The sequence below is a fragment of the Polynucleobacter sphagniphilus genome, assembly GCF_029892205.1.
Lineage (GTDB): Bacteria > Pseudomonadota > Gammaproteobacteria > Burkholderiales > Burkholderiaceae > Polynucleobacter > Polynucleobacter sphagniphilus.
This window is the reverse complement of sequence record NZ_JARXVX010000003.1, coordinates 17,089-36,958: the sequence shown is the minus strand read 5'-3', so window position 1 is coordinate 36,958 and position 19,870 is coordinate 17,089. Positions and strand designations below refer to the sequence as shown.

Sequence of the window (19,870 nt, the reverse complement as noted above, 5' to 3'; positions counted from 1 at the left end):
CCGCTTACTCCAATAGCATTAGTGATCGTTTAAGAGGTACTCAGGTTTTTTAGGTAAGCGGAAACTTACTACAAAAGCAATTACGAGCATTCCGGTAACGTACCAATAAAACAAAGACTCATGACCTTCTGCCTTAAAGCTGAGTGCCACAAATTCTGCTGAGCCGCCAAACAAGGCATTGGCAACTGCATACGATAAGCCAACACCTAAAGCACGCACCTCAACTGGAAACATTTCTGCTTTAACAATTCCAGAGATGGACGTATAAAAGCTCACAATGGCGAGCGCGCAAGAAATCAGTGCAAATGCTACCCATGGCTCTGTGACACCCTGCAAAAGCATCATGATAGGAATAGTACAAATTGCCCCTAAACCACCAAACAGCAACATATTATTTCTACGACCAATGCGATCAGATAAGGCGCCGAATAAAGGCTGCATCAGCATGTATGCCAATAAACAGCCCGTCATAATGCCACTGGCTGTTTTAATCGAGATATGCGCAGTATTGACCAAATACTTTTGCATATAGGTTGTAAAGGTATAGAAGCTAAGTGATCCACCTGCGGTGTAACCCAGAACCGTAAAGAATGCTTTCTTATGGTAACGAAATAATGCTTTGATGCTGCCCGCATCTTTATTTTCACTGGCGAGATTATGAGCTGTCTCGGTTAAGGTTTTACGCAACATGAGTGCAATCACAGCTGCTGCCGCACCAACAACAAATGGAATACGCCAGCCCCAGTCTCTCATTTGTGCATCGTCTAAAAACTGCTGCAAGATGATAATCACCAACACCGCAAGCAACTGACCTCCAATGAGCGTGACATACTGGAAGGAGGAGTAAAACCCTCTTTGTCCCTTCATAGCGATTTCGCTCATATATGTTGCTGTAGCACCATACTCACCACCTACTGACAGGCCTTGAAACAGTCTTGCTACCAACAACAAAAATGGCGCCCAAATACCGATGCTGTCATAACCTGGCAAGCAGGCAATTAAGAGAGAGCCTGCACACATCATTGCTACGGAAATCACTAAAGATTTTTTTCGGCCATGACGATCTGCTAGGCGGCCAAACAACCAACCGCCAATAGGGCGCATTAAAAATCCTGCAGCAAAAACCCCCGCAGTATTTAAAAGCTGAACGGTGGGGTCTGCCTTTGGGAAAAAAATATGTGCAAAGTAAACTGCACAAAAGGCATACACATAAAAATCAAACCACTCCACTAGATTTCCTGAGGATGCTGCAAATATGGCAAAAATTCTTTGCCGCTTTTCGCTGACTGTATAGCTCATGACTGTCTCTCCAAATATGGATTTTTATATTTATAAAATTTATCGACCCTAGTAAGCCAGTCGACACAATCCTCCTAATACGCAGTTTATCAAGCAAACCAAAATATTCAAAAAAGGATAAAGGGGGGACAAGAAAGAAAAAAGCCACCCCAAAGGGTGGCTTGCAAATAAAACTTATGGAGGTGAGACTAAAGAATGAATCAAAACTACAGTTTCATAATAGTGTCATCAATTTCTTGGGATTTTCGGTTTCGCATTCTTTAGGTGCCAAGCATCCCAAAATGGTGCAGACTCCTCTTAAATGTTCAATTTTGCAGGTTTTATGAGAGCCTTATCAATTTTTCACCTTAATAATGCCCCGATAAATCAAAAATGTAGCCAATAAACCGAGGCCGCCTGCCATGGCCATCCAATAACCTGGGGCAGCCTTATCGCCTGTCGATTCAATTAGCCAAGTAGAAACCAGAGGTGTAAATCCACCAAAAAGCGCAGTGGCTAAGCTATATGCCAATGAGAACCCTGTGGTTCTAATGTTGCTTGGAATAATTTCCGTCAAAGCCACTACGGTTGCTCCGTTATAACTGCCATACAAGAATGACAGCCATAGCTCTACCGCCAACATATGCTCAAAGCTAGGTGAGCCAACCAACCAACTGAGGATCGGATAAGCAGTAATTAGGGTCAATGCCGAAAATAATCCCATAATTGGCCAACGCCCAATACGATCAGAGAGCGCCCCCATTATTGGCAACCAAAAGAAATTGGAAATACCAACAGCAAACGTCACAATTAAGCTATCGACAATAGTCAGCTTTAAAACACTCTTGCCAAAAGTTGGGGTGTAGACAGTGATCAAATAGAACGACACTGTTGTCATTACTATCAGCATCATTCCAGCAAGGACTAACTGCCAATTGAGGACGAGAGATTGCAAAATTTCTTTAAAACTAGGGTGGTGCTTTTTTGCTAAGAATACTTCGGTTTCCTGAAGTGAGCGTCGAATCTGAAAAACAATGGGGATGATCATGCATCCAATGAAGAAAGGAATGCGCCAACCCCAATCGGCAACCATCTCTTTGCTCATAAACTCATTGAGGATGTAGCCTAAGGCGGCTGAAAAAATAATGGCCACCTGTTGACTGGCTGACTGCCAACTGACATAAAAGCCCTTATGACCCGGGGTTGCCATCTCAGAAAGATACACAGATACGCCACCTAGCTCAACACCTGCAGAAAAGCCTTGCAACAAACGGCCAACCAACACTAGCAATGGTGCAAACAATCCAATCGTCGCATAACTTGGAATGAAAGCAACCATTGCAGTTCCGGTTGCCATAATTCCCAAGGTAAGCACCAAGCCCTTACGTCGACCAATTCGGTCAATATAACCACCCAGCAAAATAGCGCCCAAAGGACGCATTAGAAAGCCCGCCCCAAAAGTTGCAAAAGTTAACATCAGTGAAGCGTATTCGCTATCTGAAGGAAAAAAAGCTTTAGAGATGTAAGTGGCATAAAAGCCAAAAAGAAAAAAATCATACATCTCAATAAAGTTGCCGCTGGTAACGCGAACCACCGTGGAAAATTTTGACTGCGGCTTAGCTATAGATGCGCTCATTTTGTCTCTATTATTTTATGAATGGATATTTACTGCTTATCTAACTTATCGCGTGCTATATCAAGCAGTATCAACTGAAAACATCAAAAAAATCAATCTGATATTTTCCCTGAGTCAAACTTAGATAATTGCCAATACATCGCTTAATTGAGAGCCTTCGTAATCTGGCTGCTCACCAATTTCCTCAAATGGGTGCCCCAGACGGTTGACCCAAAACACATGAAAGCCATACCATTTCGCTGCAAGAGCATCCCATGCATTGCTAGAAACAAACAAAACCTCCTCTTTCTGCACCGGAAATGTCTTTAAGAGCAATTCATAGGCTTGGGGTGCAGTTTTGAATAAGCGAGCCTCCTCAACAGTAACAACTTGATCAAGGTAAGGCCCCAGTCCGTTGCTCTGAACAACGGTGGCAAGCATCTCTCGGCTGCCATTAGACAAAATGGCCGTGGTAATGCTTTTTTCTTTAATGCTCCTCAAAACTGACAAGCTATCTGCAAATCCAGTGAGCTTGGCATACTGATCCATCAACCGCTTCTCATTTTCCGCAGTAAGATCAAATCCCATACGTTTAGCTACATAACGCAAGGAACGGATTGTGAGCTCCCAAAAAGGGAGGTAATGCTTGCTGCCATTGGGATTTGGATCACTAATGGTAACCAAGCGTGTGTATTCAATTTGACGATCGCGCCACATCAATGCAAATTGAGGACCATGCCCTGGGAAAAGCTCTTCCGCAAGCTGCCCCATGGAGTACACATCAAATAACGTGCCGTATGCATCGAAAGCAACTAACTTGTACATGCGATTCCCATCTTTAGAAATTTTCTTACATTGTGCTCTAAAACCATCTTACCTATATAGGCTGTGATCTAGGTCAAACTCATTCGCTTTATTTTCTAATAAAAATTAGCCATTTAAAGCCTTACAGGATTACCATGTTAACAATGCGGCGCCGAAGCCAAACGTCTTAATTGATCCATACGAGCTCTTAATATGAAAATTATCTACAAATATCCGATTGAACATGTATCCAATGGCTCAAGAAATATCATTCCCATTCAAAAGGGTGCGCAAATCTTAGATATTGAATATCAAGGAACGCAACTGACTATTTGGGCTTTGGTAGAAAAGGACGCGCCACTAGAAGATAACGAATTCGTCATCTTTTCAACTGGCCACACAGATCCACTACTTGATGATCCAAATTTAGTCTATTTGGCCTCAGCACAACACCACACTCACTTTTTACATGTTTTCAAGCTAGAAAAAAGCTAGTTTTTTGCTCGCACTAACTTCGATATTCACTCTATCTCTAGACGATAGCCAACGCCGGCCTCAGTGAGTAAATAGACAGGTCGTGCAGGCTCATCCTCTAGCTTCTGACGCAAGTGACCAACGTAAATTCGCAAATAATGATTCGACTCAATACGACGACCACCCCAAACTTCTTTTAGTAGCTGTCGGTGCGTCATAATTCTGCCTTTGTTGACCAAAAATATATTGAGTAATTGAAACTCGATCGGGCTCAAGTGAACCTCTTCGCCGCGCTTGAGTACTTTACGAGCACTCAGATCAACTTCAATATTGCCAAACTGAAATTTAGGAGAGAGGGTTTCACTGGCAGATCGACGACGCAAGAGAACACGAATGCGCGCCATTAATTCGGCCATGCCAAATGGTTTTGTCAAATAGTCATCAGCACCTGCATCTAGAGCCTTCACTTTCTCGTGCTCAACAATACGGGCAGATAAAACCAAAATGGGTAGTTCTGACCAACGGCGTATATTCTCAATGAGGGTAATTCCATCGGCATCTGGTAAACCCAAATCAAGCACAACTAAATCTGGTGGCGCCTTCACAATCTCAGAAATAGCAGCCGCCACGCTGCCTGCATAGCCAGAGGCTAAATCCATTCCCTCTAGGATTTTCAAAATCATATCCCGGATCTCAGGATCATCTTCAACTACTAAGACATATGGTTTATTTTGTTTGGGTGTCAAAATTGATGGGCCTCACTCAAGATCAAGGTCGAAGTTGGGAGCGCTAATTAAGGGCAATTGAATCACTACCACTGCGCCATTGCCATCTGCAACGTTTTCTGCCCAAATGGTGCCGCCATGCGAATCGATAATCGTTTTGCATATGGCTAAACCTAAGCCACCGACTACAGAATCATTATCGCCCTTAGCAAATGCCTTAAACAGAGAGGTGGGCGATTTTGTAAATCCAGAACCATAATCTCTTACCTCAATCTCCACAAACTCCTTACGACGCCTAGCATTAATCTCTATTACCGAATCAGGCCCAGAATATTTTGCGGCGTTATCTAATAAGTTATAAATCACGCGCTCCATTAACACCTCATCAAAATAAAGCGGTGGAATCTCTGGATCAATTGATATCTCTACCTTACGATAGGGAAATAAAGATGAAAAATATTTAATACTAGTGCCGATGACCTCTTCGATTGGCTGCCATGCCTTCTCTAATGTAGGCTTCTGGGTTTGTAACTTCACAATTTCTAATAAATTATTGATCTTGTTTGAAAGTCGCTTTCCTTGATTCGCAATGGTAGTGAGCGTGTGGTTGCTATTCACATCTAGGTTGGCTGCCTTGCTTTGCACCTCTTCTGCCAGGCCAATAATTTTGGTTAGCGGTGTACGTAAGTCATGCGACAAAGAAGATAAGATAGCGCTACGCAAGCGCTCAGTGGCCGCCTCAACTTTGCTAGCTTCGTCTGACCGAGCCAATTGCAGCTTTAATACTGCTAGTGCAATCAAATCTGCAGCAGTTTGAAGAAACTGCTCTCGTCCATCTTTTTTACTAAAGGGGCTCAAATCTTTAGCTAGCAATACACCAAATTTCTTCCAGTCCGATTGAATGGGTATAAAAATTTCGCATTCAAGATTAGGATCAGGTTCTGATGGGGGAGTTGCCACAGACCCATCCATGATTGCCATGACTTGCTCTATGTGTTGAGTATTTTGAGGAATGATTATCTCCTCTTCATTTAAAAGATACATACTCAACTCAGCCTTGATGGCTGGCTGTAAGCTTGTCAAGCTAGTGGCGATCACTTGTTCGATATTCTGAGCCTTAAATAAGCCTTGGGATAAATTTTGCAAGGCAAGGCTCATTGAGGCTCGACGCGTAATATCGGCTATTTTTTCTTTAAGGCTTGATACAAAATTTCCGGTAATTAATCCAATGATCAACATCACCCCGAGCGTAATTAAATATTGCAGATCCTCGACATCAAATGAATAAAGCGGCGCAACAAAGAAGAAGTCAAAAAATGCAACATTTAGAAAGGCTGAGACAACAGCTGCGCCACGTCCAAATGCAAGAGCAGCCAGAAAAGTGCTGAGCAAAAAGATCATAGCAATATTGGCATAGTCAATAAAGCCGCCGAAAGACCAGCAAAGAGCAGTCACTCCCATTGCAATTAAAAAACAGAGGGAAATTGTCTTTATTAGGGCCCGGATACTAAGGGCATTCATATTGGGTATTTTCATCATCCCATTTTCCACCCAAAAGACTAAATACAAAATAGAAAACCACCCGGAGGTGGCTCTCTCTAAAGCGATGCAACTTCGATAACTTCGCTTACCAGTGCCAAATGATATCGCCTGAAAAAACAGTAAGATTTTTCATATTGGGTGCCATTCCTAAATTGGCATTCCCATTAAATGCGGCCTTATTTGCTGTGTAATAAGCTATTTCTGGGCGCACTTCAATTTGTGGCGAGAACCAGTGCTGCCAGCCAAAAGCTAAGTTACGGTAAGTAGCAGCTGTTCCAGTACGCTGTCCTTGTGGGTCCCAATAAATTTCTGGACGCAAAGATAAGTTATTTAATGGATCAATCTGATAGTTTAAGTAAGTTACAAATCCTTTTGCTGTTGCAGTACAAGTTAATGCTGCTGCATTACTACAAGAAGCCCAGCCCGGTGAGTTATATGCAAAAGTGAGCGGAGTCCAAATTGGGCCGCCATTATTACTCGTCATGACATAACTATTATTCAAGTTGGGAACATTATTTTGATGCTCCTGATAAACCTCAGAGGAAATATGCCAGTGCTCGTCGAAGGTGTGATAGAAGGTTAGGCCATACCATTGCAGGTTGTTATAACCCCATGTCCCGCTATTAATACCATTAGCAGTTGCCTGCAAATTGGTTTTTCCATCATCCGTGGTGTATCGAACCGCAAAAGTGCCGGCAGGATTTGCGCCTGGATCTTGCCTAGTAGTTTTATTCGGGAAAAGTGCATTAGGGGCTGGGTTATTAGTAGTTGACCATGAATGATTCAAAGATGAGTCTGTACCCCCCTCAATACCTGCTTGAATAATCCAATTCCTGTCCACGGCTAACGAAGCAATAATTCCTTCGTTTGTATAGTTATCGTAGGCATAGGTCATGGAATGCGAATACATATAGTTATTTGGCGCCAACTGTGCCTCGATATCTGGCACAGAAATATATCGCCCCACACGAATATTCAAACCTTGCATTACAAAGGGCGTATACCACTCGGCATAAAGCATGGGGGCATCCCAGCCGTTAGCCAAATTTTGATTTAAGTACTGTCCGCTCATCACACCGTAAGAAGTGGTGTAGCGATAATCCTGACCATAAATCATGGATGCTCTGAAGCCCCAATCATTGTGATCTTTTTGCACCATATCCGGAATACGTTCAACGTATTCAACAATTTGATCCAAGGCTAATGAATTTGGATTGTAGGAATAAGCAGCGGGCGCATTTCCACCATGTACCGAAGCATTGCTAAAGTTAAATCCAGCATTAGCCCAGCCGTACGCTTGGATGTGATTGTCAATCATCCACTGCCCAAAGGCGGTATCAGAAATTGCATTCATAAACGGACTATCCACCGCATTAGGGAGAGAAACGCCAAGTGACGTGGTGCCACCATAAGGCCATTCTGTGAAAGGCATTGGTGGCATAGTCATGGCTGCGGGAGGAAAATCTTCGCGCCGAGTGGGGGGCGCATTTGGATCAACTGGCGCAGCATCCTTGCCCATCTCTAACTTGTAGTAATTGGTCAGGCGATTCCAAAACCCTGTGCCGAGGGCTGAATCTAAACAGCTATAGTCTTGATAGGGATCACAAGTTTTTACACTGACAGATGCATTGTCTGCATAAGCCGATCCCAATATAACCATAAGCGCACCACCCAGAAATAGGCGTTTTCCAATTTGCCGCATACATACCCCTTTTTAACTAAATCATGTCGAGCTTTAGTAAGCTCGGTTTTAGTTAGAGTAAACAACGAGGTATAAAAATGGTGTAAAAACGCCTTAGTATCGTTGATGGTAGTGACATTTTTGTCATAAACCAAACATCAAGCCAAGCGATAGGCCAATACTTCTTTCGCTCGATGCCCCCACCCCATAGTTATATTCTGGACTAATAAACCAGCCCATCTCTTTTGAGGTCCAGACCATTAAATCAAGAGCAAAAGAAATTCCATATTGATTGATGGGGCTTGCACCTGAAGTAGCGTGCGTGATTGCAGGCCCCGCCCCTACCATCAGCTCAATATTGTGAGTCACCTCAAATGGCTTCTTAAACAAAATTTGACCTCCCAATGTATGCAGGTAGCTTGAGCTAAGGTATTGGGTGCCAAGCTCAATCTCAAGTAAATCCTCAATCACTAAAAACTCCACTGAAGCTGTGGGGCCGACATTGCTTGTTACCTCACTCACACTCTTCTCAGCCGCACCTCCCAACATCAAAACCAACGCATGTCCTTCTGGCTCTTCTGCAGCAAGCACAGGCAATGAGGTCATACCCATCAATAGAGTCGCCAAAAATATAAGGAGGCGTCTTTTCATGAATCAGTTAACCGTTAATTAATGAGGGCCATTAATATCTTAAGCTAGCACTTCTTTTGTAAGGCCTTTATGACTTGGATTATCGCCAAATATTTACTAAGCGCAGGAATGGTTGTATTTATTTCTGAAGTAGCAAAACGCAGTGATCGCCTCGGCGGTCTTTTGGGGGCGCTACCAGTCATGACATTGCTTACGCTGACTTGGCTCTATTTTGAAAATCAAGGCGTTGAAAAAATTGCCAACCATGCTTATTACACATTTTGGTATGTCATACCCACCTTACCAATGTTTTTATTATTTCCTTATTTATTACCCAAAATTGGGTTTTGGCTCACGATGGGTGCGAGCATAGGCATCACCATGATCTGCTTTCTTCTATTTGCGCTTTTGATCAAAGGATTTGGAATAGAGTTGATGTAAATCCAACATTGCTCCCAATGACTTTTGGCTTTGTTTGCTCTAGCTTGCTCATCAACAATAGGCGTTCACGCATTTACATGCCGACTTATTAACAATTAATGTCAGTTTGATGACGCACTCATAAGCTCTACCCCCAAAGTTCTAGAGCTAAGGTTGTATATCTAATAGGCAATATATTTTTTACTATGAGACCAACATCTATTGCACTCATTAGTTACGCAACCATCACGGGAATTAAGCATGAATAAAGAGCGGCTTGCTATTGAATCAAAAATCGTTCGTCACCCACGTTTTTATGAGCTAGCTCGAATTCCTAATTATCAACTAGAGCTGCGTAGCGAACATCAATTAGATGGTGCTAATGCAATTACTGATAGCCCGCCAAATAGTCTGCGTGCATTTTTCTATGATAGCGCTAATGAGGTTCGACTTTCTTCAGCCCGCTCATAAAGATCGTAAGAATAGGATCCTGATAAGTATCGATCTAACTTCGAATAAATACCGTCCTTACTGACTACGGAGCTATGTCCAGAACCCATTACGCGCAATCCCGCCATTCCTTTTTCTAGCTCAGCTGGGTCATTGTTAAAGAAGCGACGGTGAATACATTGGCGTCCTAGCGCCACCATTAATAAGTGATTTGCATATATTGAAAAACATATATGCTGGTATACGCAATTTAAATCAGCGGCCACCTTGGCAAGCAAGTGGCATCTCATTTATGGTCAGGTCTTTTGTATCATCGCAATTAATACCTATCGGCGAAGTGCTGCTGGCTGCGCATCCACCTAGCACCAATAGAAATATCGCCAACAAAACAAAACTCAATAATTTTTTCATCTTATTACCTTATCAATAGTCTTTTACTGCGCCTATTTATTCACACTCATATATCTTCACTTTTTCTGCATGCAAAATTAAGACCAAAATGCTTTGATATTGGATGCCTCCATTTTTGAGCGTTCATATCCTCTATGTAATGCTGCCTCAATCTGTTTTGGGTCTAGCAGGTTAACACCAGGGGGTGTACCTGCCACCACCCACTTTACCTTTGTGCCCGTAGCCTCTATATCTTTAATATTTTGGGCGATTGGGTGGGGGATGGTTGTCAATATTGCACCCGTTACACCATCTGTCAGCGTGATGATCAAAGCCCTTTTGGAGCCCGCCACCAAATCTACATGAGCAGGATTAGAGCAAATACCACCATCCATTACAAAACGCTGACCCAACAGTGTCGGGCCGGCGACCCCTGGTAATGAGCTACTAGCAGCTGCACCATGCGCCAGGGGAATATTATTTTTTCTTGCAGTCTCTTGGCTGACCACCAAACGCTCGCCGGTATAGCAATCGATTCCGGTAGTATGCATCCGACTACTTGGCCAATCTGTTTTGCTATCCCCAGTTAAAAGCGCGGCTAGTTTTTCGATTCGATCGCTATTTAATTTATTATCAGCTGCCAATGCTGCAGCGCCTATGACTCTGCGAGTTTCAATACTGCCATCACTTGCGCTCATATTGATTTGATCGGCCCTCATCTGACTTACATTAGGGCTAGCAATTGGAGCCATCTTAGAGAAGATGGCTGGGAATTTTCCAAAAAAATCAAACTCGGTGCGTAAGCGTAAAAATTCACCGGAGAGTAAAGATGATCCCATGTAAGAACCAGCAGAAGTGCCCACTACCATTTCTGGAATTTGAGCCATATCCAAGCCAGCCTCATAAAGACCATGAAAGAAACCGCAATACCAAGCAATATAGTATTCCCCGCCCCCACCAAGCACCATTGTTCGATCAAGACCTTTAGCTAGCTTGGAAACTGTGGGCTTAGTAGCAATTGGAATTGCCAAGCCATCATCAGAAAATAATTTCTTGGATATTTCATTGGCCTTTATTTCAATACTAGACTTTGCGCCTGCTGCTTGTGCACTTGGAATACCCAATACCATTCCACAGGCCCCTGCGATTGCAGCTGAACTAATAGCTGATGTTTTTAAGAAGTTACGGCGGGAAGATTGGGTCATGTCAGCTCCATTGATGATTTATCAATTTATAGCAGATCCTAAAAGCAAAAAACCACCATAAGGTGGTTTTCTTCTTTTTAATAGCCTTTTAATCCTTTGGCGCGTATTGCATCTCGCCATTGCCAAATGACCAGTTTTCTTTATTCACTTCCACCAGGTTGATAAAGATATCTTGCGGCCTTACTTTAAGCCTCTCTACGATGCCGTCGCATATTGCTTTGTAGAAAACTTTCTTCATTTCAGTGGTTCTGCCTGCATTCAGGGTTACTTGAATAAAGATGATGTCCTCTGAATACTCAATACCCAAATAGCTTTTAGGTATTACTAGTTCATTGCTGTCGTGCCTGGTGATGACTTGGAACTTATCATCTTCTGGCACATTAATATGCTCTCGCATGGCACCATAGACAATATTACCCACTTGCTGGGCAAAGTCTGTTGGATGTTTTTTGCTTAAATCGATTCTGACAAAAGGCATATGCAATCCTTAGTTTTAGATAATTATTTTAAAAATAGTCCGGCCCAAGTTCAATAAAACCAAGGCGATGATTGAGGTGACCAATAACATTCAGGGCTCCTGATACATTTCATAAGCATTGGCTAGTAAATGGGCCAAAAGCGGCCCACTAGCCTTCATCTTCCCATGGAAATCGCGCCCGACTTAACTCTTCCATTATTTCGCGCTTACTTTGCACGCGTCTCCTGAGGCCATTCGCATCTTGCAGACGTTGCTCATAGTCAGAGAGGCCTTCTAACCCTTCTTTTTTCGAGCTTTCAGCCTCACCATTTTCTAAGCTGGCTTTATTAGTCATATATCGTAGATAAAAACCGGCTCAAGACTTTTGTTTTGAGAAAGAAAATATCCCAATCATTACCAAAGCCGCCAATACTTCAGCCGTTACAAAACCTAAGACATTGCCGGGAGCAATGCCCACAAAAGTATTTGTGAAACTTCTTGCCAAGGCAACAGCAGGATTGGCGAAGAAGGTAGATGAAGTAAACCAATAGCCTGCTGTTACTATTAACGCAACAAGCATTGGCACTCGATCTTTGACCTCTTTATCACCTATATGAATGACTGAAAGTAAAACGAGCGTTGACATGAATTCGCTTAACCAAATTCCTAATCCCGCTCTAACCTTAGTTGATTCTTGAATTATAGGTAAGCTAAACATGAGGTGTGTCAGCCATATTCCGCAGAGAGCCCCGGCAAATTGGCACAAGCAATAACCCAACATCTTTTTCAAATCCAAATAACCCAACTTCCAAAACATCAAAGTGACTACGGGATTAAAGTGGGCACCAGAGATGGGTCCTAGCAATGTAATCAAAGCGTATAAACCTGCTCCTGTAGCAATGCTGTTTCCTAGTAACGCTATTGCGGCATTACCAGAGTCTAAGGTCTCACCCATAATTCCTGAGCCAGCAACGATAGCCAATAGCATGGCGGTACCAATGAATTCGGATAGATAAGATTTCATAGTCAGATCATAAAGCCCGAGTATGAAAAAACGCCCGCAGGATGTTTTGGTGTCTATTCCTGCCTGCACCCTATAGAAATTAACCCTAATATATATCACTATGACCCCTTAAAACAGGGTCATCGGTATAAACCAGTAGTGGAACCTCATTTAAATTGCGCTCTGCGGAATTAGTATGGGCTCTTAATTCAATATCCAGCGCCATTTTGGCTGGTCAACCAATGATTGGGCTGGATGAGCAAATGAAAGATCGTATTAATGAATTTCTAGCCAATGGCTATCTAACCGCAACTTCCATTATTAAATTTGATTGCTTTAAGTCCTATGAAGAAACCACCACTTATCTTCAAGGTGTAAACAAAATTCGTTTTGGCTATCTTTACCACTACAGCTCCTTAACCTACGATGCCAATGCCGAAACGCCCAAGCAATCCGAAGATGGAAATTATTACGATCTTCCAGAACCCTTAAAAGCTATCTGTGGCGATATTTGGAAAACAATTACAGAAATTAAAATAGGGGACTTTAAGCTGAAAGCGAAAGTGACCTCCCTGCTCAATGAAGATAGCAACTTAGAAATAGATAATTTTTTATTAACTGTTGGGTTTGAGCCAACCCATCAAAACATGATTTACAGCAACGGAGTTCAAGTAACAAAACTGTTTTGATAAGGCCATCTTATGTGGGGAGGGAAGTGACCCCTAAGCACCCCTCAAGGCTATCAGCAATGGATGGCCCATTGGAAACTCCACGTCTTCAATAGCCGCAGTAACTTCAGGTAAGGTCTTGGCAACCTCTTCACTTCCCTGAAAAACCATTGTCCATTTACTAAAACTTCGTTCACTGATAGATTTTGCCTCTATTAGGCGAACATTTTTATGTCTGCTATCTTTTTGAATTTTTTGCCACAAGGCTTCGATATCTTTTTCAAGCCCCTCAATCACTTGACCAAATTGATTGTTCTCATAAATAAGCGCGCCAGTAATACCTAGCGCTTGATTCTTAGAATACGAGTGATATAGAAGCCTCATCAAGCCCAAAAAGGACATATTTTGGGCTGGCTCACTCACATAAGTTAATTCGATTAGTTGAGACATTCACAAATACTAGAGAGCTCTAGGACTAATTACTCTAGGCGTTTACCCCATCATGAAAAGATGAACCATCCCCAAACAAAATTACTCTTTTAGGGAGCAGAAGATGAAAAAACCACTTGAGAGTGGTTTTGATGTTTCTGCGAGTCCTTAAGCACTTAGAGATATGTATTTCATAATGCCAAACGAGCTGAAGCCATACGCCTTAATAATGCGAAACTAGTTAATGCTTATTGGAGGCTGGCACCAAACCGGTCTCTTCAATCGCTTGGGCATTTTGGGGGGCACTTAAGAACATAAGTAAGGCCTGTGATTCTCTGGGAACTTTAGAGCTGGCAACAACAGCGCCAGAAAACGTTGTGATTAGCTGAACCTCTTGTGGAATCAGCCCAATGATATCGATCCCCTTAACTGCTTTGAGCTCACTTCGCTGTTGACAGCCTATCTCCGCTTCTCCCTGCGCAACAATTTCACCAACTGGTGTAGCAGGAATTTGCCTGGCTTTTCCAGCCATTTGCTCTGTAATTCCAAGCTTATCCATCAACTCGTTTTTGATGTATTCGCCGCTAGCGCTATCCGAATAAGCCATTGTTTTTGCATTGAGCAAAGCCGCTTTAAATTTAGCGACTGTACTGATATCTGGCTTAGCGGCCCCTTGCTTTACTGCACACGCAATTGGTGAATTTGCCAAAACAACTTTACTTCCTGGAATAAGCTTCCCTTGCGCCATTAGATCATCAAGCGAACTACCGACCATAATTACCACATCAATTTGTTCGCCACGATCTAGGCGAACTGGAATAGCATTTTTAGTTATTCCCATTGAAGGGCCCCAACCTGAAATCAATTTGTTTCCTGTTTGCTTTTCAAATTCAGGAGCCAATTCTTTATAGGCCTGAGCAAAGCCCCCCGAACTCACCACTTGAATTTCAGCTGCCGGCACTCCAGCAGCAGCAAGCAAAATAAATCCAATGCAAATATTTTTTATAAACAATAGTTTCATTATGTCTCCATTTTTATTTTCTTAAGGATAAAGCTTTAATGATTTATTAACTTAACCCTCGGTTGTTTAACCGAATTTTATATTCTGCTAAGCTCAATCTAAAAAACAATTTCAACATCAATTTCTTTCATCATATATTGGCAGAATCTTTCGAGCTATTTTTTAATCCAAAGCTAGAAAATACAATAAAAATTGTCGGCAAGCTTGCCGATAGCTTTGCAACAGCTCAATAAAAGAGGTAAGCTGTTCAATCATTAATAGTCCTTATAGTCATGGCCATCATTCATATAAAACGCATTGCTTTATTTCTCATCTCTATTTCACTCAGCTGTGTAGCACATGCTGAACTTACACGCCTAGAAATTACGAGCATTGAGCCTTACGGAACATTTCTCAGTGGCAGCTATGTCATTCTTAAGGGAAGGGTTCATGGTGAACTATCGCCCAGCGAAAATATACCCGGGCTTAAGCAATTACAAACCAATAATTACGGAATGGTTGAATATTCTGCTAATGTTGTACTAATCATGCCCGATGAAAATGGTCACTCAAATGGTGGATTAATTATCGATATCCCCAACCGAGGCCGTGCTTATGCTCAAGCACTTTATAACGCACCCAGGGGATTACCTTTTCTCTCCGGAACATTTGCTCAGGGCACTGGATACTTGCAAGATGTTGGCTTTAGCACAGCCGAGATTTACTGGGAGCTAGGTCAAGGGGCTCAATTGCCATCATTCATCGATGCGCAGGGTGAAAAACAATATGTAGAAGGTGTCGGGTTTGCCATTGTTAGGGATGCAAGTAACTTTTTTGCGCACCGCGCGCATGACTCCGAAGGCAATCTCAATCCGTTTGCTGGAAAAATTAGTCGCCTGCTGGCTAGTGGCAAATCTCAAACTGGTCGCTTTCTAAAAACGTTCTTGCTAAATGGCTTCAATATGGTTGGCCACGAAAGAGTTTTTGATGGCATGCACATATTTGTTTCTGGCGCTGGACTATTGCCTATCCTACAAACCGGAGTGGGGCCAGAATCCAACGGCAACAATGCGCCAAGCTTCGCCAATCCCGAGATGAGAGGTGTCCACGAAGAAGTGCTGACGATCGCTGAGATCAATAAGCGAGTACAAGCTCGGGGTGAACTGCCGCCCAAGCTGATTCTTATTTCAAGCACTACAGATTACTACTCTCTTAGAGCCTCATTAGGACGCACTGGCGCAAGTGGCACTCATGACTTACCTTTGCCAGCCAACGTCAGAATGTACGATATTGCAGGTGCTTCACACGTTCTGCTACCCATACAAAATGAAGATTGCAAAATACCTGTGGCCACACTAGATTGGACCCCCGTGTCGCGCGCCACCTTGGCACGCTTAGATCAGTGGGTCATTAACAATACGGCGCCACCACCAACAACCTTGCTTCAACTTCAACTCGCTCAAAACATGCCTGCTACCCTGAGGGCACCTAAACACTTAGCTAGCGCTGTCATACAAACTCCTCGACTCGATGCTGATGGCAATGCGATCGGCGGCGTGCGTCTGCCCGATCATGCAGTCCCCTTAGGCACAAATGGAGGCCAAAATGAACCTCAAACTTTTACTTGCTCTCTTGCGGGCTCTTACATCGCCTTTGCCAAAACTAAAGCTGAGCGAGAGGCCGCGCACGATACCCGCCCATCTATTGAGGAGCGCTATAAAAACCAAGATGATTATGTCAATCAAGTCCGTAGTGCCTCGATTAAATTAATGCAGGCAGGCTTTTTATTACCCGATGACGCCGCCGTGATTATTGCAAACGCCGCAGCAAACCCAATTTTTGGGGAGGTTCAGAAAGATAAAAACCCGCGCTAACTTAAAGCTATTCGTGCAAAATGAAATCTGCTGCATCCTTAATTAGCTCGGTTTCATTTTGATTAAAGCCATGGTGGGCTAGCGATAAGCACTCCTCGCCAGTGCTCATACCGCCATCAATCAAGATAAGTTGAGATCGCGAGTCTTTTGGCCTATCTTTGATGACTGCTTCAGATGCAGATTTGGGGGTGCTCGAACATCCATCATGGATGTGATGAATTGCCAGAACAGGCAATTTTCCATCCCCATCCATCGAGACCGTTCTATAGGTGCCAGCAATAATCACGCCGCTTATCATCTGCTGCTGCTCCAATCCACTATTAGCAAATTCTGAAACACTTACGGTACCCATGCTATGGCCAAATAACCAAATGGGTATATTTAATTTTTCTTTGTAATATTTAACGACATTTAAAATTCTTTGCTGATGATCTCGAGTCGACCTCGAATTATTTCTTCCATTACCTAATCCATATGGTGTGTCGACCAGTACGGCATCGATTCCATATTGAGCCCATAGCTCAATAGACCTTACAAAAGTATGAGTATTGGTGGTTGATCCATCGTCTTGTAAGCGCAAAACACCGCTGCCGCCTGGAAAAAGGAGAACAACTGCTTGGGGATGTTTTGCTGCCAATAAAAATGTTCTAGTGGGAGCATCATTTTTATAAGAAACATCAAAAACTTGAGCTTTTGCCTGAATTGAAACTAGAGTACCAAGTAAGGTCAGCAAAACAAATATTTTCATGGAATAGTTTTACACCTAATCAAGTGCAAAATCCACCCGGGTTGGTTTTTGCACTTCTTGGCAGTCCGGGGCGGAATCGACCAGGGCTGAGGATACCTAACCTTATTTTCTATTAGCTCCATAAGTCTTGTTGAGGTAATCCACAATGATAGGAACCTCCTCATCAGTAATCGGCGCCTTAAAGACATTCTTCATCCTTAAAACTTGGGCATTCCAGTAACCAACTCCCGTATTAGGCGGCTGATATTCTGCGTAGTGAGCAGAGTGACAAGCAGAGCATTTTTGTAAGGTAAGCTGATAACCTGGCAAATCTGATGGTCTCCATAAAACAGTATCGGCTGGCAACTCAATTGTTTTAGCTTGTGCCATTTGCGCCAAAGCAAGAGCAGATATAAGAAGAAGTAATTTTTTCATATTCTTCTCCTTAAACCGCAGTGACCTTGACGGTCTCCACGATATTTCGCATATAACCAGCAGGCATCCAAGTTGCGGTCATTGGCTGAACTTGACCGGCATGATTAAAGGCTCTAACCCTTAAGTCCAATGTGCCTTTTTGTTTTGGCATAAATTCAACACGCCACTCTCTAAATGAGAAACGACCCAAGTCTTGACCCAATCTCGCCTCTGTCCAATTTTGTCCATTGTCCTGAGAGAATAAAACTTTCTTTATTCCATAGCCGGCATCAAAGGCAATGCCTCGAGCTTGAGTAGGCTTACCAACAGTCACAACGCTATTGTCTGTGAAGTTCGTAATAAAAGAGCGAATCGTAAATTGATTAATTGGAATCGTTTTAGAAGGGGCCGTTCCAGGCGCAACGCAATTACAGTCGTTATCGGGAATGCGATAAGCGGGATTCATCCAATAGCCGTTGTATACATCATCAACCACTTTAATTTCGCTTAAGTGCTTGACCCAATAGGTTCCGTAGTAACCGGGCACAATTAATTTAATTGGATAACCATTTAAGAAGGGAATGTCTGTTCCATTCATTTGGTAGGCAACCATGACATTGCCATCCATAGCATGGTCAATATCCAAACCTTTTACAAAATCAGAATCACTTGGCAATACTGGCTGATCCAATCCATCAAAGGTTACCTGCTTAGCGCCGCGACCGGGGTTAGCCGCTTTCAAAATATCTTTTAAGGCAACACCAACCCAAGCGGCATTACCCATAGCGCCATTACCCAATTGACCACCATTGACCCTAGGCTCAAATAAGCCACGACTGTTACCAGAGCATTGATTCACCGCAACAATGCGCTGGGATGGGAAGTTTTTCTTTAAAGACTCTAGAGAAATCTCTAAAGGCTTTTCAACATTGCCGCCAACTTTTAACCGATAAGTAGTGGGATCAATCGATGTCGGAATGCCAGCCATGTGATAGCGCACAAAGAATTCATCATTTGGCGTAATGACATGATTGTCGTAATACTTAAAAGGTGTCTCTAATTGCGGTGGCCTAGAGGTCAGCACAATCATGGGCTTCTTTTCAGGAAAGGCCATGAGCTCACGCTCGCCATAGGCAATAGGTAAATTAGTACTCTCTGCTCCCAAAGCCCAGGATGGCAATAAAGAACTGGCTCCACCAGCCAATGCCGCAGTAATGACTTTACGTCTATTGGTAAAGTTCTCTGAATTCATGGATATCTCCTCCACAGTATTTTTTAAGCTCATGTCAGCATAGCTACTTTTATAGAAGCATGCGTTAGTGATTACCCTCGGCACTAATTAAAAATATCGTTTTAAACGACATTGACTGGCGCAGGGATGAATAATTGATTTGTCCTTTTAAAGGACGGTTCTAGATAGTGGTATCCGACTCAAATGGCGCCTAATCCTGCCAAGCCATAAAAGAAAATAGCCCAACAAGTGGGCTATTGAGATTCTTGGTGGCCCGGGGCGGAATCGAACCAGGGCCTAGGATGTCAAACTCTACCCTAGACTAATACCTACTTTATTCATAGTGAGTCCACATTCTTAAGATTCGAACCGTCTTCTCCTTGCGCAAAATTTCATAAACTAAGCGATGTTGAATATTAATTCTGCGTGAGTGAGCCCCCTTTAGATCACCAACTAACTTCTCATAAGGTGGCGGATTTTGGAGAGGATCAACTTCTAAAATATCTAATAAAGCCTGAGCTTTATCTTTAAGGCCTGCGGCAGATAGTTTTTTAGCATCCTTAATGGCATATTTGGAATAAGCTAAATTCCAAGTCACCACTTCAATGCCCTTTTACTTTTAGTAATAGGCTCAGCCATAGCGTCTTTGATTGACTCACGCATTCCTGGAATGGCCAATAGATAAAGTGTTTCCTGAATAGCGCTCCAATCTTCTTCAGATACTAAAACGGCATTTGCTCGCTTACCAGAAATGACTACTGGCTTGTGTGACTCTGCCGCTTGATCAATTAAACGGTAGAGACCTGCTCGAGCTTCACTTGCAGTTAATGTGGTCATGATTTCACTCCTTTTC

23 protein-coding genes are annotated in these 19,870 nt (G+C 42.9%); 5 read left to right on the top strand and 18 right to left on the bottom strand.

Translation table 11 applies throughout. The features are described from left to right. Positions 1-18: 18 nt before the first annotated feature. The 3 genes from M2125_RS07010 to M2125_RS07000 form a co-directional block, all read right to left on the bottom strand. A complete protein-coding gene (locus M2125_RS07010) occupies positions 19-1,299 on the bottom strand; it encodes an MFS family transporter (RefSeq protein WP_280742776.1) in 1,281 nt (426 codons plus the stop codon). A gap of 334 nt (positions 1,300-1,633) precedes the next feature. Then, positions 1,634-2,914 carry an MFS transporter gene (gene tcuC / locus M2125_RS07005; RefSeq protein WP_076024445.1) on the bottom strand — a complete coding sequence of 427 codons (1,281 nt, stop codon included), beginning with the start codon at positions 2,912-2,914 and terminating at the stop codon, positions 1,634-1,636. A 120-nt stretch (positions 2,915-3,034) separates the two neighbouring features. Further along, positions 3,035-3,718: a haloacid dehalogenase type II gene (locus M2125_RS07000; RefSeq protein ID WP_280742775.1), complete on the bottom strand. Its 684-nt coding sequence runs from the start codon at positions 3,716-3,718 to the stop codon at positions 3,035-3,037. A 192-nt stretch (positions 3,719-3,910) separates the two neighbouring features. Between M2125_RS07000 and M2125_RS06995 the strand changes: the two genes are divergently transcribed. Beyond that, positions 3,911-4,192, top strand: coding sequence for a DUF7352 domain-containing protein (locus M2125_RS06995; protein ID WP_076024447.1), 282 nt, complete (start codon positions 3,911-3,913; stop codon positions 4,190-4,192). Between the two features lie 26 nt (positions 4,193-4,218). Here M2125_RS06995 and M2125_RS06990 read toward each other — a convergent pair whose 3' ends face one another. From M2125_RS06990 to M2125_RS06975, 4 genes are all read right to left on the bottom strand, one after another. Beyond that, entirely contained in the window at positions 4,219-4,917 is a 699-nt protein-coding gene (locus M2125_RS06990) for a response regulator (protein ID WP_233126757.1), read from the bottom strand. Between the two features lie 12 nt (positions 4,918-4,929). Then, positions 4,930-6,435 (bottom strand): DUF4118 domain-containing protein, encoded by a 1,506-nt coding sequence (locus M2125_RS06985; RefSeq protein WP_280742774.1) that lies wholly within the window; start codon positions 6,433-6,435, stop codon positions 4,930-4,932. An 88-nt stretch (positions 6,436-6,523) separates the two neighbouring features. Further along, positions 6,524-8,140, bottom strand: a complete 1,617-nt coding sequence (locus tag M2125_RS06980) for an outer membrane beta-barrel protein (protein WP_076024450.1) — start codon at positions 8,138-8,140, stop codon at positions 6,524-6,526. 123 nt (positions 8,141-8,263) lie between these two features. Then, on the bottom strand, positions 8,264-8,770 hold the full coding sequence (locus tag M2125_RS06975) for a hypothetical protein (RefSeq protein WP_277541782.1): 507 nt from the start codon (positions 8,768-8,770) through the stop codon (positions 8,264-8,266). A gap of 69 nt (positions 8,771-8,839) precedes the next feature. On the opposite strand from M2125_RS06975, the gene M2125_RS06970 reads away from it, so the two are divergent. Beyond that, a complete protein-coding gene (locus tag M2125_RS06970; RefSeq protein ID WP_076024452.1) occupies positions 8,840-9,190 on the top strand; it encodes a DUF3147 family protein in 351 nt (116 codons plus the stop codon). A 240-nt stretch (positions 9,191-9,430) separates the two neighbouring features. Further along, complete coding sequence (locus M2125_RS06965) at positions 9,431-9,640, top strand: hypothetical protein (RefSeq protein ID WP_280742773.1); 210 nt, start codon at positions 9,431-9,433, stop codon at positions 9,638-9,640. 467 nt (positions 9,641-10,107) lie between these two features. Here M2125_RS06965 and M2125_RS06960 read toward each other — a convergent pair whose 3' ends face one another. From M2125_RS06960 to M2125_RS06945, 4 genes are all read right to left on the bottom strand, one after another. Further along, the gene (locus tag M2125_RS06960) at positions 10,108-11,214 is read right to left on the bottom strand and encodes a patatin-like phospholipase family protein (RefSeq protein WP_280742772.1); all 1,107 of its coding nucleotides are present in this window, start codon (positions 11,212-11,214) and stop codon (positions 10,108-10,110) included. 88 nt (positions 11,215-11,302) lie between these two features. Beyond that, the gene (locus tag M2125_RS06955) at positions 11,303-11,692 is read right to left on the bottom strand and encodes a tautomerase family protein (RefSeq protein ID WP_076024455.1); all 390 of its coding nucleotides are present in this window, start codon (positions 11,690-11,692) and stop codon (positions 11,303-11,305) included. A gap of 148 nt (positions 11,693-11,840) precedes the next feature. Beyond that, positions 11,841-12,026: a hypothetical protein gene (locus M2125_RS06950; protein ID WP_076024456.1), complete on the bottom strand. Its 186-nt coding sequence runs from the start codon at positions 12,024-12,026 to the stop codon at positions 11,841-11,843. A 21-nt stretch (positions 12,027-12,047) separates the two neighbouring features. Further along, positions 12,048-12,695, bottom strand: coding sequence for an aquaporin (locus tag M2125_RS06945; protein WP_280742771.1), 648 nt, complete (start codon positions 12,693-12,695; stop codon positions 12,048-12,050). 242 nt (positions 12,696-12,937) lie between these two features. On the opposite strand from M2125_RS06945, the gene M2125_RS06940 reads away from it, so the two are divergent. After that, positions 12,938-13,363 carry a hypothetical protein gene (locus tag M2125_RS06940; RefSeq protein ID WP_143742188.1) on the top strand — a complete coding sequence of 142 codons (426 nt, stop codon included), beginning with the start codon at positions 12,938-12,940 and terminating at the stop codon, positions 13,361-13,363. A 33-nt stretch (positions 13,364-13,396) separates the two neighbouring features. Here M2125_RS06940 and M2125_RS06935 read toward each other — a convergent pair whose 3' ends face one another. Both M2125_RS06935 and M2125_RS06930 read right to left on the bottom strand, forming a co-directional pair. Beyond that, entirely contained in the window at positions 13,397-13,792 is a 396-nt protein-coding gene (locus M2125_RS06935) for a BLUF domain-containing protein (RefSeq protein WP_277541773.1), read from the bottom strand. A 220-nt stretch (positions 13,793-14,012) separates the two neighbouring features. Further along, complete coding sequence (locus tag M2125_RS06930) at positions 14,013-14,792, bottom strand: substrate-binding domain-containing protein (protein WP_280741613.1); 780 nt, start codon at positions 14,790-14,792, stop codon at positions 14,013-14,015. Between the two features lie 272 nt (positions 14,793-15,064). Between M2125_RS06930 and M2125_RS06925 the strand changes: the two genes are divergently transcribed. Beyond that, entirely contained in the window at positions 15,065-16,645 is a 1,581-nt protein-coding gene (locus tag M2125_RS06925; RefSeq protein ID WP_076024462.1) for an alpha/beta hydrolase domain-containing protein, read from the top strand. Positions 16,646-16,652: 7 nt separating this feature from the next. Here the strand turns inward: M2125_RS06925 and M2125_RS06920 are convergent, their stop codons facing one another. From M2125_RS06920 to M2125_RS06900, 5 genes are all read right to left on the bottom strand, one after another. Continuing rightward, entirely contained in the window at positions 16,653-17,393 is a 741-nt protein-coding gene (locus M2125_RS06920) for an alpha/beta fold hydrolase (protein ID WP_280741612.1), read from the bottom strand. A 102-nt stretch (positions 17,394-17,495) separates the two neighbouring features. Beyond that, entirely contained in the window at positions 17,496-17,807 is a 312-nt protein-coding gene (sorB, locus tag M2125_RS06915) for a SorB family sulfite dehydrogenase c-type cytochrome subunit (protein ID WP_076024464.1), read from the bottom strand. Between the two features lie 10 nt (positions 17,808-17,817). Continuing rightward, a complete protein-coding gene (sorA, locus tag M2125_RS06910; RefSeq protein WP_280742770.1) occupies positions 17,818-19,038 on the bottom strand; it encodes a SorA family sulfite dehydrogenase catalytic subunit in 1,221 nt (406 codons plus the stop codon). A gap of 313 nt (positions 19,039-19,351) precedes the next feature. Continuing rightward, a complete protein-coding gene (locus M2125_RS06905; RefSeq protein ID WP_076024667.1) occupies positions 19,352-19,615 on the bottom strand; it encodes a Txe/YoeB family addiction module toxin in 264 nt (87 codons plus the stop codon). Then, positions 19,612-19,854 (bottom strand): type II toxin-antitoxin system Phd/YefM family antitoxin, encoded by a 243-nt coding sequence (locus M2125_RS06900; RefSeq protein ID WP_216123334.1) that lies wholly within the window; start codon positions 19,852-19,854, stop codon positions 19,612-19,614. The genes M2125_RS06905 and M2125_RS06900 overlap by 4 nt, the downstream gene beginning before the upstream one ends. Positions 19,855-19,870: the final 16 nt, after the last annotated feature.

Coding starts and splice junctions, on each gene's coding strand:
- M2125_RS06975 (WP_277541782.1), bottom strand. CDS start 8,770: ATGAAAAGACGCCTCCTTATATTTTTGGCGACTCTATTGATGGGTATG.
- M2125_RS06920 (WP_280741612.1), bottom strand. CDS start 17,393: ATGAAAATATTTGTTTTGCTGACCTTACTTGGTACTCTAGTTTCAATT.
- M2125_RS07010 (WP_280742776.1), bottom strand. CDS start 1,299: ATGAGCTATACAGTCAGCGAAAAGCGGCAAAGAATTTTTGCCATATTT.
- M2125_RS06960 (WP_280742772.1), bottom strand. CDS start 11,214: ATGACCCAATCTTCCCGCCGTAACTTCTTAAAAACATCAGCTATTAGT.
- M2125_RS06930 (WP_280741613.1), bottom strand. CDS start 14,792: ATGAAACTATTGTTTATAAAAAATATTTGCATTGGATTTATTTTGCTT.
- sorB (WP_076024464.1), bottom strand. CDS start 17,807: ATGAAAAAATTACTTCTTCTTATATCTGCTCTTGCTTTGGCGCAAATG.
- sorA (WP_280742770.1), bottom strand. CDS start 19,038: ATGAATTCAGAGAACTTTACCAATAGACGTAAAGTCATTACTGCGGCA.
- M2125_RS06940 (WP_143742188.1), top strand. CDS start 12,938: ATGAAAGATCGTATTAATGAATTTCTAGCCAATGGCTATCTAACCGCA.
- M2125_RS06980 (WP_076024450.1), bottom strand. CDS start 8,140: ATGCGGCAAATTGGAAAACGCCTATTTCTGGGTGGTGCGCTTATGGTT.
- tcuC (WP_076024445.1), bottom strand. CDS start 2,914: ATGAGCGCATCTATAGCTAAGCCGCAGTCAAAATTTTCCACGGTGGTT.
- M2125_RS06955 (WP_076024455.1), bottom strand. CDS start 11,692: ATGCCTTTTGTCAGAATCGATTTAAGCAAAAAACATCCAACAGACTTT.
- M2125_RS06970 (WP_076024452.1), top strand. CDS start 8,840: ATGACTTGGATTATCGCCAAATATTTACTAAGCGCAGGAATGGTTGTA.
- M2125_RS07000 (WP_280742775.1), bottom strand. CDS start 3,718: ATGTACAAGTTAGTTGCTTTCGATGCATACGGCACGTTATTTGATGTG.
- M2125_RS06995 (WP_076024447.1), top strand. CDS start 3,911: ATGAAAATTATCTACAAATATCCGATTGAACATGTATCCAATGGCTCA.
- M2125_RS06900 (WP_216123334.1), bottom strand. CDS start 19,854: ATGACCACATTAACTGCAAGTGAAGCTCGAGCAGGTCTCTACCGTTTA.
- M2125_RS06985 (WP_280742774.1), bottom strand. CDS start 6,435: ATGATGAAAATACCCAATATGAATGCCCTTAGTATCCGGGCCCTAATA.
- M2125_RS06950 (WP_076024456.1), bottom strand. CDS start 12,026: ATGACTAATAAAGCCAGCTTAGAAAATGGTGAGGCTGAAAGCTCGAAA.
- M2125_RS06925 (WP_076024462.1), top strand. CDS start 15,065: ATGGCCATCATTCATATAAAACGCATTGCTTTATTTCTCATCTCTATT.
- M2125_RS06945 (WP_280742771.1), bottom strand. CDS start 12,695: ATGAAATCTTATCTATCCGAATTCATTGGTACCGCCATGCTATTGGCT.
- M2125_RS06935 (WP_277541773.1), bottom strand. CDS start 13,792: ATGTCTCAACTAATCGAATTAACTTATGTGAGTGAGCCAGCCCAAAAT.
- M2125_RS06965 (WP_280742773.1), top strand. CDS start 9,431: ATGAATAAAGAGCGGCTTGCTATTGAATCAAAAATCGTTCGTCACCCA.